The sequence below is a fragment of the Streptomyces sp. NPDC046759 genome (genome assembly GCF_040645475.1).
Classification (GTDB): domain Bacteria; phylum Actinomycetota; class Actinomycetes; order Streptomycetales; family Streptomycetaceae; genus Streptomyces.
Map to the genome: position 1 here is coordinate 148,235 of NZ_JBEYYJ010000020.1, position 16,041 is coordinate 164,275.

15 protein-coding genes are annotated in these 16,041 nt (G+C 69.7%); 6 read left to right on the forward strand and 9 right to left on the reverse strand.

Going from position 1 to position 16,041, the window contains the following annotated elements; genetic code table 11:
• Positions 1-29: 29 nt before the first annotated feature.
• The 5 genes from ABZ919_RS25885 to ABZ919_RS25905 form a co-directional block, all read right to left on the reverse strand.
• Positions 30-581 carry a Pycsar system effector family protein gene (locus ABZ919_RS25885; RefSeq protein WP_361252220.1) on the reverse strand — a complete coding sequence of 184 codons (552 nt, stop codon included), beginning with the start codon at positions 579-581 and terminating at the stop codon, positions 30-32.
• Positions 578-2,170: a hypothetical protein gene (locus ABZ919_RS25890; RefSeq protein WP_361252223.1), complete on the reverse strand. Its 1,593-nt coding sequence runs from the start codon at positions 2,168-2,170 to the stop codon at positions 578-580. Before ABZ919_RS25890 ends, ABZ919_RS25885 begins: the two co-directional genes overlap by 4 nt.
• A gap of 29 nt (positions 2,171-2,199) precedes the next feature.
• Complete coding sequence (locus ABZ919_RS25895; protein ID WP_361252225.1) at positions 2,200-4,407, reverse strand: hypothetical protein; 2,208 nt, start codon at positions 4,405-4,407, stop codon at positions 2,200-2,202.
• On the reverse strand, positions 4,404-5,237 hold the full coding sequence (locus tag ABZ919_RS25900; protein WP_361252227.1) for a hypothetical protein: 834 nt from the start codon (positions 5,235-5,237) through the stop codon (positions 4,404-4,406). Before ABZ919_RS25900 ends, ABZ919_RS25895 begins: the two co-directional genes overlap by 4 nt.
• 128 nt (positions 5,238-5,365) lie before the next feature.
• Positions 5,366-6,124, reverse strand: coding sequence for a Crp/Fnr family transcriptional regulator (locus ABZ919_RS25905; RefSeq protein WP_361252230.1), 759 nt, complete (start codon positions 6,122-6,124; stop codon positions 5,366-5,368).
• 193 nt (positions 6,125-6,317) lie between these two features.
• On the opposite strand from ABZ919_RS25905, the gene ABZ919_RS25910 reads away from it, so the two are divergent.
• The 5 genes from ABZ919_RS25910 to tuf all read left to right on the forward strand — a co-directional run bounded on the left by ABZ919_RS25910 (position 6,318) and on the right by tuf (position 11,557).
• Entirely contained in the window at positions 6,318-6,866 is a 549-nt protein-coding gene (locus tag ABZ919_RS25910) for a DUF1707 and DUF4190 domain-containing protein (protein WP_361252233.1), read from the forward strand.
• Between the two features lie 331 nt (positions 6,867-7,197).
• A complete protein-coding gene (gene rpsL, locus ABZ919_RS25915) occupies positions 7,198-7,569 on the forward strand; it encodes a 30S ribosomal protein S12 (protein ID WP_003948652.1) in 372 nt (123 codons plus the stop codon).
• 2 nt (positions 7,570-7,571) lie between these two features.
• The gene (rpsG, locus tag ABZ919_RS25920; RefSeq protein ID WP_009330725.1) at positions 7,572-8,042 is read left to right on the forward strand and encodes a 30S ribosomal protein S7; all 471 of its coding nucleotides are present in this window, start codon (positions 7,572-7,574) and stop codon (positions 8,040-8,042) included.
• 39 nt (positions 8,043-8,081) lie between these two features.
• Positions 8,082-10,208, forward strand: coding sequence for an elongation factor G (fusA, locus tag ABZ919_RS25925; RefSeq protein ID WP_361252235.1), 2,127 nt, complete (start codon positions 8,082-8,084; stop codon positions 10,206-10,208).
• Between the two features lie 155 nt (positions 10,209-10,363).
• A complete protein-coding gene (tuf, locus tag ABZ919_RS25930) occupies positions 10,364-11,557 on the forward strand; it encodes an elongation factor Tu (RefSeq protein WP_225824999.1) in 1,194 nt (397 codons plus the stop codon).
• A 505-nt stretch (positions 11,558-12,062) separates the two neighbouring features.
• Here the strand turns inward: tuf and ABZ919_RS25935 are convergent.
• Genes ABZ919_RS25935 through ABZ919_RS25950 form a run of 4 tightly spaced genes read right to left on the reverse strand, consistent with a single transcriptional unit; the run spans position 12,063 to position 15,154 of the window.
• A complete protein-coding gene (locus ABZ919_RS25935) occupies positions 12,063-12,605 on the reverse strand; it encodes a hypothetical protein (RefSeq protein WP_361252237.1) in 543 nt (180 codons plus the stop codon).
• Complete coding sequence (locus ABZ919_RS25940; RefSeq protein WP_361252240.1) at positions 12,605-14,032, reverse strand: putative T7SS-secreted protein; 1,428 nt, start codon at positions 14,030-14,032, stop codon at positions 12,605-12,607. The genes ABZ919_RS25935 and ABZ919_RS25940 overlap by 1 nt, the downstream gene beginning before the upstream one ends.
• Before the next feature lie 22 nt (positions 14,033-14,054).
• Positions 14,055-14,852 carry a hypothetical protein gene (locus ABZ919_RS25945; protein ID WP_361252243.1) on the reverse strand — a complete coding sequence of 266 codons (798 nt, stop codon included), beginning with the start codon at positions 14,850-14,852 and terminating at the stop codon, positions 14,055-14,057.
• On the reverse strand, positions 14,849-15,154 hold the full coding sequence (locus ABZ919_RS25950) for a hypothetical protein (RefSeq protein WP_361252246.1): 306 nt from the start codon (positions 15,152-15,154) through the stop codon (positions 14,849-14,851). Before ABZ919_RS25950 ends, ABZ919_RS25945 begins: the two co-directional genes overlap by 4 nt.
• A 564-nt stretch (positions 15,155-15,718) precedes the next feature.
• On the opposite strand from ABZ919_RS25950, the gene rpsJ reads away from it, so the two are divergent.
• Entirely contained in the window at positions 15,719-16,027 is a 309-nt protein-coding gene (gene rpsJ, locus ABZ919_RS25955) for a 30S ribosomal protein S10 (protein ID WP_003948644.1), read from the forward strand.
• Positions 16,028-16,041: the final 14 nt, after the last annotated feature.

Consider the following 16,041-nt stretch of genomic DNA (forward strand, 5'->3'; position numbering starts at 1 on the left):
TGCTTCCGTCGGGGTGCTGGTGCGGCGGCTCAGCCGATCAGCAGTGACGCGGGCAGCAGGACCGTGCCGACGCAGAAGGCGATCAGGCCGGCGCGGATCCACTGGTGCTTGCGGGCGGCGATACGGCTCGACTCGACGAGGGACGCGGTCAGGGCAGCGGCGGGGTCGCGTTCCGTGTCCGCGATCGCCGACTCCAAGTGGCCCTGGGCGGCGGCCTGTCGGATGTCACCGAAGTACGTCAGGGGCCGGCCCGGCGCCCACGATCCGGAGCGGTAGCGCGGGAGTACGGCGAGCAGCAGGGCGAGGAGGGAGACGGTCAGCGCGAGGATCCCGGACCACCACAGCGCCGTACCCGGCGTGGACAGCGCGGCCGGGGTCCAGCCCCGGCCGGCCAGCACCCCGCTGAACACGCCGGCCGTCATGCCGAGCGCCGCGACCAGTACCGAGGCCTTGCTGTCGGCGCGCGCGATCTCGGTGCGCAGATCGGTGAGGAGACGCTCGCACAGCCGTATGCGCTCCGCCGACCCGGCGGGCGGGGCAGTGACGGGGGTGGGCGCGGGCGCCGGGTCGGTGGTGGTCATGCGCCACCTGCCCCGGGGGGGTCGTCCGAGGCGTCGGAACCGGCCTGGGCGGCCAGGCCGGCCTCTTGTGCGGGTTCGGGCGCCGGCGCCTGCGCGGGCAGGGTCGGGCTGCTGCCGTAGCCGACCGGCGGCTGCCAGGACGGGGGCTGCGGCGGGGCGGCGGGCGGGGCGGGGAAACCGGAGTACGGCGCCGTGGGCGCGGGCGCGGGGGCGTACGGCGGGGGAGCGTACGGCGTGGGCGGCTGCCACCCCGGGTGGCCGGTCGGAGCGCCGGCGGGGCTGCCGTACGGTCCGGGTGCAGCGGGAACCGCCGGCTGCGGACCCGGGGCCGGTGGCGACGCCGGCTGCGCCGATGTCGGTGCGTTCGATGCCCGGACTCCCGGCATCACCTGCGGCGGAGCCTGATCGCCCGGTGCCTGACCTTGCGGTGCCTGGCCCTGCGGTCCCTGACCCTGCGGCGCGATGAGCGGCGGTGCCTGCGGGACCCCCGGGAGGCGCTGGTTCAGGATGTCGCTCACCGTGCGAAGGGCGAGTTGCTTGGGGCCCTCCAGTTCGTAGTTCTCGGCCGTGTCGCCGCCGAGCAGCTGGCCCACCAGGTCCATCTGGGCCTGGATCATGCGGAGTTGGTCCTCGCGCATGGTGGTCATGACCAGGCGGGAGTCCTCGGGGTGCTGGGCGAGGTGCAGCGCCCAGGCCTGGACGCCGCCCTGCGACAGGTGCCACTGGTAGAACTCGATCTTCTGCGCCTCGATGCGCTGCAGCTCCAGCATCTGCTGCCCCTGCTGCAGGGCCAGTTCGTGCTGCTGGCCGCTCGCCAGCATCGTCTGCTCGTGCTGCCAGCGCTGCTGCTGGAGCATCAGTTCCTGCTGCTGACGGCCGTAGTCCGTGGCCCGTTCGAGCTGCAGCCGGTCCTGCTGCCTGCCCCGGCGGTCCATCTCGACGTCGACTCTCATGCCCTGTTCCGCCGCGCGGATCTGCTCGGCGGCGGAATGGTCGATGGCCTGGAGCCGGCGCTGGTGGTCGATGTTCTCCTGGTCGCGTCGCAGCCGCAGCGTCCACGTCACCTGCAGTCCCGCGGCCGCCCCCAGCGGACCGAGCACGGTGACCGCCTGCAGCAGCTCACGCTCGGCGTCCGCGCTGTCGGCGATGGCGAAGCGCCGGGTCACCGGCCGGGCCGCCTGCTGCAGCTCGCCCAGCACCAGCGCCGGCACGTCCCGGTGTCCACTCGCCACGAACCGGGCGGCGTCCAGGACCTGCCAGGACAGGTCGACGGCGGCGGTGAACTCGAACGCGTCGTTGTCGCTGGGCAGGGCGAGGTCGGCCGAGAACGGGTGCACGCCCATGTCCACCTCGTACACGGCCGTGTACCGCCGTGCCGCGATCTCGCCGCGGGTGGGCCGCTGGGGCGGCAGATACGCGTCGAAACCGCCCTTCGGGGTGGTGAAGACCAGCGCGTGGTCGATGCGGACCAGCGACTTCAGGTTGAGATCGAAGCGGCCCAGCTGGCGCACGGTGAGCACCGGGTCGACGAGTTCGGTGTGCCGGTCCGCCTGCTGCTGCCACTCGGGCGGGCGGTGGAAAGGGGGCATGGTGCGTTGTCTCCTCGGGGATGTGCGGGTCAGCGGGTGGGGAGGACGGCCAGCAGGCGGGCCGCCACCGCGGGCGGTGGACTGCTGTCCTCGCCGGGCATGGTCCGCAGCAGGTGGCTCAGCCGCTGGTGCTCGGCGGGAGCGGTGACGAGCCGGGGCAGCAGCGCCGCCAGCGCCCATTCGGTGACGGTGACCCGGTCGGCGATCAGCACCCAGTCGCGCAGGACCTTGAGCGCGTCCTTGGTGGACCGGGGGTCGGCGAGCGCCGCCCGCCACAGCGCGGGGATGTCATGCGCGGGCTCGCCGCCCTCGTGGGCCGTGCGGGCGTACCAGTCGAGGACCAGTGGATTGCCGTACCGCTCGTCGTCCTCGGTGCGGGCGCAGGCGTTCACGAAGCCGCTGAGCGCCAGGTCGTGCACGGCGCGGTCGTCGTCGAGGTGCGCACGCAGTCCGGCCAGGACCTGGTCGCCGGCGGGGGAGAGCAGCAACAGCTCGACCGCCTCGGCGAGTTCGCCCGCCATCTCGCCGTCGAGGTCGTCGGGGCCGTCCTCGTACAGTCTGCGCACGGCTCCCCGCAGTGCGGCCAGCGCCTGCTCCGGCCGCTCCGGCCCGATCAGCCCGTACGCCCGTACGGCCACCCAGCGCAGCCGCGGATTGTCGCCCCCGCACCAGCCGTCGAGGATGCGCGGGATGTAGGGCGTGCCGATGAGGTGGGCGAGGGTGAGCGCGTTGACGGCGACCAGCCGGCGCCTAAACAGCTTCGAGGTGCTCCAGGGCTCGATGACCAGCGCCATCGCCGAGGGCAGGTCGGTGCGGGCGAGGACCGCGACGGTGGACGCGGCGCGGGTGCGCACCAGGGGGCGGCCGTCGTCGGCGAGCCGGCGCAGCCAGCCGATCAGCGCCGGCCGGGCGGACGGATGGCCGGTCCACACCTCGCGCAGCAGCACCAGGGCGACCCGCTCGTCGAGGAACCTGGCCTTCTGCTGGGGCACCGGCCCCCACTCGGTGTGCTCGTCCTGCTCGAACTTCTCGGCGCGGGCGAGCTGCAGACGCTTGCCGACGTGCGTGCCGAAGACCGGGACCTCGGGGACGCGGGCCCGGTTCTCGGTCTCCTGCAGGAAGCGGTAGAGCAGATCGCTGAGTTCGGCGGTGAGGGCGTAGGGGCCCCCGTCGAACGCGGCGAGGGCCACCAGGAACGCCTTGTCCCGCAGGTGGATCGACGCTTCGTCCTCCTCGAACCACTCCTGTACCTGGCTCTCCAGCGACACGAGCGAGAACTGAGCGACCGCGTCCGCGCCCGCCTCACCGGCCGCGTGCCGGGCGAGCAGCTGGGCGAAGGCGGCGACCTCCCGCAACTGGTGACCGCGGCTCAGGAACTCGGTGACGTCGGGCAGTCCGAGCAGCTTGGCGGCGGTCTCCGGGTCGGTGCGGGTGCGTACGTGCGCGGCGAGGACGTCGGAGGCGGCGGGCGGACGCCAGGCCGCGACGAACGACACGTCCTCCAGTACGGCGGTGGGGTCGACGGTGATGATCAGGTATCCGTGTTCGCCGAGCCGGTCGCGGGCGGCCAGCAGATGCGGTTCGCGCAGCGGGCGGTCGCGGCGGGTGGCCAGGTCGCACAGGACGAATCCGCGCGAGGCGTCCCCGTCGGACTCGGCGGCGGTGACCTGCTCGGCGAGGGCGTTCGGGCCGGTGTCGCGGTCCAGGGTGCGCACCGGGGAGACACCGAGGCGGTGCAGGAGCATCAGCGCGGCGGTGCGACGGCCGCTGAAGCGGGCTCCGGACAGGACGAGCACATGGTCGCGACGCAGCCGGGCGAGGAGGCCGGCGACGACGTCCTCGTCGGCGACGAAGTGCCCGGCCAGCCGCTCCAGGGTGCTCGCCGGGACCTCGCCGGACACGGACGCCGGTGCCGACAACCCCGGTATGGAGAACTGGTACACCGTCTTGGCGCCCATGATCACGTCGCCGCTGACCTGGTTGCCGGTGACGTTGTTCTGGTCGCCGCGCACCGTGCCGCCGCCGAAGCGGGCCCGGGCGCCGATGCTCATGCTCCGGGGGCTGTGGTCGACCAGGTCCCGCCGGGCCGCCCAGGCGGCCTGCGGCTGGTCGCGCTCCTCGGACTCGTCGTCCGTGCCCTCTTTGCGGGCCTCGTCCGCCGGGGCCGAGTCGGCGTGCGGCTGGTCCGGTGCGGGGCGGGCGCCCTGTGCGGGGGACTGCTGTTCCGGGGTGCTCACACGCCCTCACCCCGCCCGCCGCCCTTGCGGCCGATGGTGAAGTCGCCGCCGATGTGGTTGCCGGTGACGTTGTTCTGCTCACCGCGGACCGTGCCGCCGCCGATGGTGACGGCACCGCCGAAGACGGGACCCGGCGCCGGGGCTCCCCGGTCCGGCGCCGGGCCGCTCTGCGGAGGGACCCGCGGCGTCGGGCGGTCCCCCGAACCGCCCGACGCCTCCCCCTCCCCCGTGTCACCGTGGTCCTCACCCGCCGCGACGGCCGGCACCGGGCCGTACAGCCAGGCCTTCAGCGGGCCGTTCTTGCTGTCCACCGTCACGGCGTGGAACTCCGCCTCCGGAATGCCGGTGTGGTCGTGCCGTACGACTCCGGCGTACAGGGGGTCCGAGACGCACAGCACGAAGTCGTCGGAGCGCTCGCGCAGGGCGGCGCGCAGCACCTGGGCGTCCAGCAGCCGGCAGGCGTGGTTCAGGTCGGAGCCGACCCAGCCGTCGTGCTCGTCCACGGCGACCCAGCCGGTGGCCACGACACCGCGCAGCCGGATCTGCGCGGACCTCGACGCCATCCTGTTGACCGTCCGCAGCTGCGCGGGCACCTCGGTGAGCAGGCTGCGCAGCAACGCCGTGACCGGGGCGCTCGCCTCGATGAGCTCCATCACCGAGTCCCCGCGGTCGGCCCGCAGCCGCAGCGTCTCGTCGATGCCGGCGGCCTCGAGGGCGCGGTCGGTGATGTCGTAGAGCATGCGCCGCAGATACGCCTGCTCCACGTCGTCCCGGTCGCTGAACCTCTCGATGTCCAGCAACAGGATCGTGCGGCTCACGGGGTCGGTCATGGTCGCCTCTCCGAGGGGGTGTGTGCTGCAGGGCAGCAGAGTGGCGCCGGTGTGACCGGGGTGGTGAGGGCGTATGACCCACTCGTTGTGTGACCGTGTGCACAGAAGGGCCCCCGAGGAGGGCGGTGTCACTCCTCTCGCGGCCGCTGCGGTGCGGGGATCCCCGGCGCGGGCTCCGTCGCCGCGATCCGCCGCAGCACGTCCGGACGCCGTATCAGCAGGGTCCGGCGGCCGGTGACCACCGCTTCCTTGTCGCGCAGTTCCCGCAGCAGCCGCTGCACCATCTCCCGGGACGCGCCCACCGAACCCGCTAGCTCCTGCTTGCTCAGGGGCACGGCGAGCTCGACGCCCTCCTCGGTACGCCGGCCGTGGGTGCGGGCCAGGTCCAGCAGGAGGACGGCGAGTCGCTCCCGCACGCTCATCGACGCGAACTCCAGCCGGCGCCGGTCGGCCGCGCGGGTGCGGTCCGCGGTCAGGCCGAGGAGGGCGAAGGAGACGGCGGGGGAGCCGCCCAGGAAGTCCCGGAAGCGCTCGTGCTCCACGGCGACCGCCCGCACCGGCTCCAGCGCGGTCACCGTCGCCGACCGCGGCCGCCCGGTGAGCGCCGCCGACTCGCCGACGATGTCGCCGGGTCCGCGTAGCGCGAGCAGTGCCTCGTATCCGTTGGCCGCCGAGGCCGTGACCTTGGTCCAGCCGTCCACCAGGAAGAGGACGTGGGAGGAGGGCTCGTGCTGGTGGATGAGGACCATGCGCGCCGTGAAGTCCAGCCGCCGGCCGAGCGCGAGCAGTGCCGAGCGGTCCCCGCTCTCCAGCCGCGCCAGAAAGGGCACCCGGTCGTCCAGGCTTCCGTCGTCCGGTGAGTACACGGCCGTCCACGTCACGCTCATCCCCCGAATCCCCTCGCAGCGGATCAACGTACTGAAAGTGCGAGACCTCCGGATCCAAAAGAGCGCGAATCGGCCAACGGCGTGAAACGCTCACGTCGCCGGCCGTCTCCGGGTTTTCTCCGGGTCGGGTCATCTGTCCCGGGAGGGCCGGTACGGCGCATGATGGTGGCAGTCGGGGTACGGGGAGGTGCCGGTGTCCAATCCGCCGCAGCCGTGGCAGCCCTGGCCGGGCGGGGGCGCTCCGCAGCCCTGGGCAGGGCCGGGCGTGCCGCCGACTCTGCTGGCCTCGCACGCCGACCGCGAGCGCGCCGTGGACGTGCTCAGAGCGGGGTACGGCGAGGGACGGCTGGAGCAGCCCGAGTTCGAGAAGCGGGTCTCGCGCGCCTACGCGGCACGCACGGTGGCGGAGCTGGCGCTCCTCGTCGCCGACCTGCCCCAGGGCCCCGGTCCGTTCCATCAGAGCGCCGTGCCCGTCCCGCCGACCTTCTGGCATGCCCCCGCGCCCACGAACGGCAAGGCGGTCGGCTCCATGGTCTGCGGGCTGCTCACCTTCTTCACCGCCGGTCTCACCGGGATCCCCGCGGTCGTCCTCGGTCACTCGGCCCGCGGTGAGATCCGGCGCAGCGGGGAGAGGGGCGAGGGCTTCGCGGTGACCGGCCTGGTGCTCGGCTGGCTGTCGGTCGCCGGGTGGGCGGTGATCCTCACCCTTCTCATCGTGGCGGGACTGGCGACGTCGGGCTGACCTGCGCGGACCGGGCGATGCGAAGAACACCGGCCGTGGATTCGAAGATCACGTACGGCACGGGGTCTTGACATGGCCCGCATGGTGATGCGGCCGCGCCCCATTTGTTTTGACCACAGCGAATGAGGTAGGTACGCTCAGACCTTGTGCCTGGGGTGTGCCCTGGCTCTCGTGTGTGCCTTCAACCGCACGGCGAGTCGTGTGCGGCCACCGTAATCTGTGCTGTTTTCGCCTCGCGGCGGGAGTCCGCCGGATTCGACACACCCGACCGCGTGGGTCGGCGACGTTCCAGGTTAGCTGTACCCATCGGCACACAGAAACCGGAGAAGTAGTGCCTACGATCCAGCAGCTGGTCCGCAAGGGCCGGCAGGACAAGGTCGAGAAGAACAAGACGCCCGCACTCGAGGGTTCCCCTCAGCGTCGTGGCGTCTGCACGCGTGTGTTCACGACCACCCCGAAGAAGCCGAACTCGGCCCTCCGCAAGGTCGCGCGTGTGCGTCTGACCAGCGGCATCGAGGTCACCGCTTACATTCCGGGTGAGGGACACAACCTGCAGGAGCACTCCATCGTGCTCGTGCGCGGCGGCCGTGTGAAGGACCTGCCGGGTGTTCGCTACAAGATCATCCGTGGCTCGCTCGACACCCAGGGTGTCAAGAACCGCAAGCAGGCTCGCAGCCGTTACGGCGCCAAGAAGGAGAAGTAAGAATGCCTCGTAAGGGCCCCGCCCCGAAGCGCCCGGTCATCATCGACCCGGTCTACGGTTCTCCTCTGGTGACCTCCCTGATCAACAAGGTGCTGCTGAACGGCAAGCGCTCCACCGCCGAGCGCATCGTCTACGGCGCCATGGAGGGCCTGCGCGACAAGACCGGCAACGACCCGGTCATCACGCTGAAGCGCGCTCTCGAGAACATCAAGCCGACCCTCGAGGTCAAGTCCCGCCGTGTCGGTGGCGCCACCTACCAGGTCCCGGTCGAGGTCAAGCCCGGCCGTGCCAACACCCTGGCGCTGCGCTGGCTGGTCGGATACTCCCGCGCCCGTCGCGAGAAGACCATGACCGAGCGTCTGCTCAACGAGCTCCTCGACGCTTCCAACGGCCTCGGTGCCGCTGTGAAGAAGCGCGAGGACACGCACAAGATGGCCGAGTCCAACAAGGCCTTCGCGCACTACCGCTGGTAGTCGCAGTCCACATCGAGACCGAGAGAAGACTGAAGCCTTATGGCTACCACTTCGCTTGACCTGGCCAAGGTGCGCAACATCGGCATCATGGCCCACATCGACGCGGGCAAGACGACCACCACCGAGCGGATCCTGTTCTACACCGGCGTTTCGTACAAGATCGGTGAGGTCCACGACGGCGCTGCCACCATGGACTGGATGGAGCAGGAGCAGGAGCGTGGCATCACGATCACCTCTGCTGCCACCACCTGCCACTGGCCGCTGGAAGACGTCGACCACACCATCAACATCATCGACACGCCGGGTCACGTCGACTTCACCGTCGAGGTGGAGCGCTCCCTGCGCGTGCTCGACGGTGCTGTGACGGTGTTCGACGGCGTCGCCGGCGTTGAGCCCCAGTCCGAGACGGTGTGGCGTCAGGCGGACCGCTACGGCGTTCCGCGTATCTGCTTCGTCAACAAGCTCGACCGCACCGGTGCCGAGTTCCACCGCTGCGTCGACATGATCGTCGACCGCCTGGGTGCGCAGCCGATCGTCATGCAGCTCCCGATCGGTGCCGAGGCCGACTTCAAGGGCGTCGTGGACCTGGTCCGCATGAAGGCGCTCGTGTGGTCCGCCGAGGCCACCAAGGGTGAGATGTACGACGTCGTCGACATCCCCGACACCCACGTCGAGGCCGCCGAGGAGTGGCGCGGCAAGCTGGTCGAGGCCGTCGCCGAGAACGACGAAGAGATCATGGAGCTGTTCCTGGAGGGCGAGGAGCCCACCGAGGAGCAGCTGTACGCCGCGATCCGTCGTATCACCATCGCCTCCGGCAAGGGCACCGGCACCACCATCACCCCGGTGTTCTGCGGCACCGCGTTCAAGAACAAGGGCGTCCAGCCCCTGCTCGACGCGGTCGTGCGCTACCTGCCGTCCCCGGTCGACATCGAGGCCATCGAGGGCCACGACGTCAAGGACCCCGAGGTCGTCGTCAAGCGCAAGCCGTCCGACGACGAGCCGCTGTCGGCGCTGGCGTTCAAGATCATGAGCGACCCGCACCTCGGCAAGCTCACCTTCGTCCGGGTGTACTCGGGCCGCCTGGAGTCCGGCTCTTCGGTGCTGAACTCCGTCAAGGGCAAGAAGGAGCGCATCGGCAAGATCTACCGCATGCACGCCAACAAGCGTGAGGAGATCGAGTCGGTGGGCGCCGGCGACATCGTCGCCGTCATGGGCCTGAAGCAGACCACCACCGGTGAGACGCTGGCCGACGACAAGAACCCGGTCATCCTGGAGTCCATGGACTTCCCGGCGCCGGTCATCCAGGTCGCCATCGAGCCCAAGTCGAAGGGCGACCAGGAGAAGCTGGGCGTCGCGATCCAGCGCCTGGCCGAGGAGGACCCGTCCTTCCAGGTCCACTCGGACGAGGAGACCGGCCAGACCATCATCGGTGGTATGGGCGAGCTGCACCTCGAGGTGCTGGTCGACCGTATGCGCCGTGAGTTCAAGGTCGAGGCCAACGTCGGCAAGCCGCAGGTGGCCTACCGCGAGACGATCCGCAAGGCCGTCGAGCGCGTCGACTTCACCCACAAGAAGCAGACCGGTGGTACCGGTCAGTTCGCGAAGGTGCAGATCGGCATCGAGCCGCTCGAGGGTGGCGACACCTCGTACGAGTTCGTGAACAAGGTGACCGGTGGTCGTATCCCGAAGGAGTACATCCCTTCGGTCGACGCCGGTGCGCAGGAGGCCATGCAGTTCGGCATCCTCGCCGGTTACGAGATGACCGGCGTGCGCGTCATCCTCCACGACGGTGCCTACCACGAGGTCGACTCCTCCGAGCTCGCCTTCAAGATCGCCGGTTCGCAGGCCTTCAAGGAGGCCGCGCGCAAGGCCAGCCCCGTGCTGCTCGAGCCGATGATGGCCGTCGAGGTCACCACGCCCGAGGACTACATGGGTGAGGTCATCGGCGACATCAACTCCCGCCGTGGCCAGATCCAGGCCATGGAGGAGCGGGCCGGTGCCCGCGTCGTGAAGGGCCTCGTGCCCCTTTCGGAGATGTTCGGCTACGTCGGCGACCTGCGCAGCAAGACGTCCGGCCGCGCCAGCTACTCCATGCAGTTCGACTCCTACGCCGAGGTTCCGCGGAACGTCGCCGAGGAGATCATCGCGAAGGCCAAGGGCGAGTAACGCACAGCGTTCACACGCCGTAGGCTTGACTCCGGAGCCTCAAGGGGCAAACAGCCGTAAACCGGATGTTTGCCCCCGGTTCCGGGCCTTTACAGCAAAGATCACCTGGCGCCGATGAAGTAAGGCGTACAGAACCACTCCACAGGAGGACCCCAGTGGCGAAGGCGAAGTTCGAGCGGACTAAGCCGCACGTCAACATCGGCACCATCGGTCACATCGACCACGGTAAGACGACCCTCACGGCCGCCATTACCAAGGTGCTGCACGACGCGTACCCGGACCTGAACGAGGCCACCCCGTTCGACAACATCGACAAGGCGCCCGAGGAGCGCCAGCGCGGTATCACCATCTCCATCGCGCACGTCGAGTACCAGACCGAGGCGCGTCACTACGCCCACGTCGACTGCCCGGGTCACGCGGACTACATCAAGAACATGATCACCGGTGCCGCCCAGATGGACGGCGCGATCCTGGTGGTCGCCGCCACCGACGGCCCGATGCCGCAGACCAAGGAGCACGTGCTCCTGGCCCGCCAGGTCGGCGTTCCGTACATCGTCGTCGCCCTGAACAAGGCCGACATGGTGGACGACGAGGAGATCCTGGAGCTCGTCGAGCTCGAGGTCCGTGAGCTCCTCTCCGAGTACGAGTTCCCCGGCGACGACGTCCCGGTCGTCAAGGTCTCCGCTCTCAAGGCCCTCGAGGGCGAGAAGGAGTGGGTGGACTCCGTCCTCAACCTGATGAACGCCGTCGACGAGTCGATCCCGCAGCCGGAGCGCGACGTCGACAAGCCGTTCCTCATGCCGATCGAGGACGTCTTCACGATCACCGGTCGCGGTACGGTCGTCACCGGCCGTATCGAGCGTGGTGTCCTGAAGGTCAACGAGACCGTCGACATCATCGGCATCAAGACCGAGAAGACCTCCACCACGGTCACCGGCATCGAGATGTTCCGCAAGCTGCTCGACGAGGGCCAGGCCGGTGAGAACGTCGGTCTGCTGCTCCGTGGCATCAAGCGCGAGGACGTCGAGCGCGGCCAGGTCATCATCAAGCCGGGCTCGGTCACCCCGCACACCGAGTTCGAGGCGCAGGCCTACATCCTGTCCAAGGACGAGGGTGGCCGCCACACGCCGTTCTTCAACAACTACCGCCCGCAGTTCTACTTCCGTACGACGGACGTGACCGGCGTGGTGACCCTCCCCGAGGGCACCGAGATGGTCATGCCGGGTGACAACACCGAGATGAAGGTGGACCTCATCCAGCCCGTCGCCATGGAGGAGGGCCTGAAGTTCGCCATCCGTGAGGGTGGCCGCACCGTGGGCGCCGGCCAGGTCACCAAGATCGTCAAGTAGGTTCCGCTTGCTTGAGGGTCACTGACTGACCTAGAGGAGGCCCGTACGACTTCGGTCGTACGGGCCTCTTCGGCTTTTCCGGGACCGGCCCCTCGCTCCGGCCCGAAGCAACGGCAATGACCGCCTCGAAGCCGCCCGTACGGAGAGCCACACCGGGTCCCGCCCCTGGGACCGCGCCTTCGAGGTGAAGCCCGGCAGCAGCGGCGACTACACGTTCACCTGCACCTCGGAGCTGCCGGCCGAGTTCGCGCTGGGGGACAAGCCCGAGGTGGGGGCCACGATCGGCAGCGTCGCCGCGGGGATCGGCTGCTTCATTGCCGGGTTCGCCACATCCGTGGCCGTCATCGCCGTCGCGGCTGTCCGGCGCGGCCGCCACCGTCGCCGCCTTGTCGCCGCATGGGCCCCCGGGCCGCAGTGGGGCCCACCGCCTGGCGGGCCCGCCCGGTGGCCCCGGCCGGCCCGCTGTCCTAGGAGGACGGGAACGACCGGGCTGGGCCCGCAGCAATCATCGCGTGGGTCGCCGGTCGCGGCCTTCCGATCCCGGGCAGCGCAGCTCCAGCCAGGTCGGCAGGTGCTTCTCGGCGTCCTCGGCCAGGAGCCAGCCGTACTCGCCGTGGGCGATGTCGAAGGCTCGGCGCGCGCCCAGGAGCCGGTAGTAACTGTCCTCGATGGCCAGGCGATGCACGCCGCCCGAGCAGGGCAGCGGCGGGGCCGCTCCGGGGCGCGGGGGAACGCAGTTCAGACGGTGGTCCGCCAGCAACTGCCTGAGCTCGCGTTCCTGTTCATGCAGGTCGGTTATGCGTTCCAGGCGCAGCCGGTCAAGGCCGACCCACATACGTCTCCACCAGCGTGGTCGCGTGAACCCGCTGTTCGAGGACGGGATGTCGTCCACTTCGAGCACGATCAGCAAGAGCAGGGGAATACGGGCAAGCAGCCAGAGCGGCGGCCCCCACACCCACTGCAGGCAGAAGCGTGTCCACAGCCGCAGGGGCGACTTCGGCGGGCGGGCGCCCCAGGCGCGCTCCGAGCCCTTTGTCACTGTGGTCATCAGAGCGCTCCCAGCCCCTGATCGAGCAGGCCCTTGTATTTCTCGTACTTGCCGTGCACATCGTCGGAGATGGCCCTCTCCGTGGACTCGTACAGCTTGTATCCGCGGTAGGCCGCTTCGGGGGCGCGTGAGACCCATGAGGTGGGGTCGATGAAGGTCTTGCCGTTCTCCCCCAGTTTCACCGCATCGGCGAGACCCGGGATCTTCCCGAGGGGAGTGTGATCGATGATCTTCGGGACGATGTGCTGGTCCAGGAACTTCACGGGACTGGTCAGCGGACGTTCGTAGCGCGTGGCGTCGTTGAACACGCGTTCCGCGGCCATGGCGAACCGGCCCTTGAAGGTGTCCGCGGTGGCCTGGTACACGGCCTTCCCCGAACCGAGCAGGGACTTCTTGAAGTCCAGGATGACCTCCGCGCCCTTCGCCTTCCCCGCGATCTCCGCGATGCGGTCGGCCGCCTTGAAGGAGTCGGCCGCTATCTCCACACCCCGGAAGCTCTGCCACGCGAGCTTGCCGCCCTTGACGAGATCACCGAAGGGCACGAAGCCGGCGAGGTCGAGCCCGATGTCGGCCCAGGAGCCCTTCTTGGCCCCGGCGGCCCAGCCGACGCTGTGGAAGGTGAGGGCACCGGCGTTCAGGACCCGGGCGAGGACCTCGAAGACGGCGGCGCCGATGATCGTCTCGGAGAAGACGATGGCCAGCAGGTCGCACACGGCGGCCGCCACGTTCAGCCAGTCACCGATCTTGTAGATGGTGTCCGCGTGCTTCTGGATCCAGTGCCAGAGGTCGTTCGCAAGCTTCTTGAACTCGTCACCGATGGCCGAGAAGATGTCGCCGAGCTTGTGGAGGAGGGACTCGTCCGGTGCTGCCTCGGCGGCCTTGCGGATCGCTGCCGCGGCGGCGTGTGCTACCTCGTCGTGGTGGGTGAGCAGAGCCTCGGCCTTCTTGATGATGGCGGTCAGCTCGTCGCGGGCCTGGTTCACTCGCCTGGCCGCGCTGTCCAGGCGCTGCTGCGCCCGGTCCGCCTCCGCCTGCGTGTCGAACGTCTTGCCCGCGAGCTGCAGGGCCGGGTCGTTCTGCGCCGCCTTCAGCGCCCTGCGTGCCTCCTCGGCCTCCAGCTCGTAGTGGCCGGCCAGTGTCTGGAACTCCCGCAGACGGCTCTCCCAGCCCTGCAGCGCGTGCGTGGCGTCGATGAGCGAGTCGTGCCCGGTGGCCAGGTACTTCGGCAGGGACCCGGTCTTCTTGGCGAAGGCGGTCGCCGCCTCGCCCACCCAGGCGCCGTTCGCCTTGCCCAGCCGGGTCAGCGTCGTGTGGGCGTCGTGCAGCTGCTTCGTCACGTTGGTGAGCGAGGTGACCAGCTGGTGCACCGAGGCGGGCACGCCCGGAGCGGGATCGAAGCCGAGGGCGTCGTACGTCGGGGTGGTCATGGGATCGGTCTCCTCGACGCGGTCAGTAGGAGCTGAAGGGGGAGACGGCGGGGACGGCGGCGGAAGCGGTCCCGTCGGCCTCACCGTCCTGCCCGAAGGTGATCGTGTGGGCGATGTCGGCGAGGACCGCCTGGTAGTGGTAGAGGTCCTGGACGTCGGGCGTGCTCAGGCAGAGCAGCAGCAGCCGGTCGTCCCGGGGGAACGGCAGCCAGACCTCGATCCGTACCAGGTACTCCTCGTGCTCGCCGCCTCCCCCCGCTGTCTCCCCTTCCGGTCCGTCCAGTCCTTCCGGTCCGTCCAGTCCTTCCGGTCCGTCCAGTCCTTCCGGTCCTTCCGGCAGCTCCCACACCGCACGGGTACCGGCGATGTGCACGACCGCGGGACCGGCGGGCAGAGCGATCGGCTGGACCTCGGTCCCGTCACCGTTTCCGGCGGACTTGTCGAGGGTCTCCGCGATGCCCGCCGCGGTGAGGTGCGGGTCGGGATTCTCCAGCTCGCGCACGCTGACGGTGAGCGTGGCGCGGCTGATGCGCTCCGGCGGCTCGGAGCCGTCCGGGCCACCGCCGACGGGAAAGATGCCGAGCGCGTTGTAGACGGCGCCGCCGGCGACGAGGAGCTCCGCGTTCGCCCCGTACATGGCCGCGGTCAGGGCGCGCTGCAGCTCCAGGTCCTCCCGCTCGCCCCAATAGTCGCGGGCGAACTGCCGCAGCCGCTCTTCGAAGGCGTCCTCGTCCTGCCCGATGCCCAGCGGGACCTCATGGAACTCGGGCTGCACCTGGAAGCGGAAGACCGGGGCCGAGGGATCGGTCACCGTGGTCACCGCTCGCCGACCTTCACGGACTTCAGCAGCGCGGTGATCTCATCCTCCAGGCCCTGGTAGACCTGGCCCGACTTGGCGACCTTCTCAGTGATGCCCCCGGTGGCCTTGGCGATCTGCTTGATGCCGTAACCCCATTTGTCCTGGAACTCGTCGCAGGCCGCCTCCAGTTCGCTGGAACCGGTGCCCGTGGGGCCGATGTCCTTCAGCTGTTTCATGGCGGTCCGCATGGCGCCCGCGCATTCGCTGAGTTCCTTGACGAGCCGGGCCAGTGCCTCGAACTCGACCTTGCAGTAGCCAGTCATCGCCGTCTGTCCCCCCGGAAAAGATCTCGTGTGGGTGATCCTGGCACAAGGTCCGCGGTGGAAGCAGACCGCTCGGCTCCCGGGCCGCAGGGCGGACACAGAATGTTCCCGAGGGCTTCACACCCCGCCCCGGGCCGCCGCCGGTTTGACCTACGTCACCATCGGGGTAATCTCTTCGGCTCGATTGGCGGACCCCCCGCCCTATATGGCAGACTGTCCGAGTTGCTCGGTCGAGTGTTGATGCTGCGCGCCTCCCGCCGGGAGGACTGGAAGCGAGTCCCACAGTACTCGTCGCCCTAACTGCCTGATGGCAGCACTGGGGCGGACGTACGGGAATCTTCCGGGAAGTGTGGGCGCGGCACCGGCCAGGCGCCCGGTGGGCCCGAGGTCCCCGGTCCGCGGTTCCGGAAGGGCCGTCGCATTCCCCCGCAGGGATGTTCGAACAAGGGACATCTGTGTCAGCGGGAGCGCGACACGCCCGACCGCGTGGGTCGGAGAAACGAAGGCAGCAGAAGGAATCCGCCGGGTTCCAGAGCGTAAGAGAGACAGGACTACTGAGTAGCCATGGCGGGACAGAAGATCCGCATCCGGCTCAAGGCCTACGACCACGAGGTCATCGACTCCTCGGCGAAGAAGATCGTCGAGACGGTGACCCGCACTGGTGCGTCGGTCGCGGGCCCGGTGCCGCTGCCCACTGAGAAGAACGTGTACTGCGTCATCAAGTCGCCGCACAAGTACAAGGACTCGCGCGAGCACTTCGAGATGCGCACGCACAAGCGCCTGATCGACATTCTCGACCCGACCCCCAAGACCGTTGACTCTTTGATGCGACTCGACCTCCCGGCCGGTGTCGACATCGAGATCAAGCTCTGAGGCTGGTGGGCTGA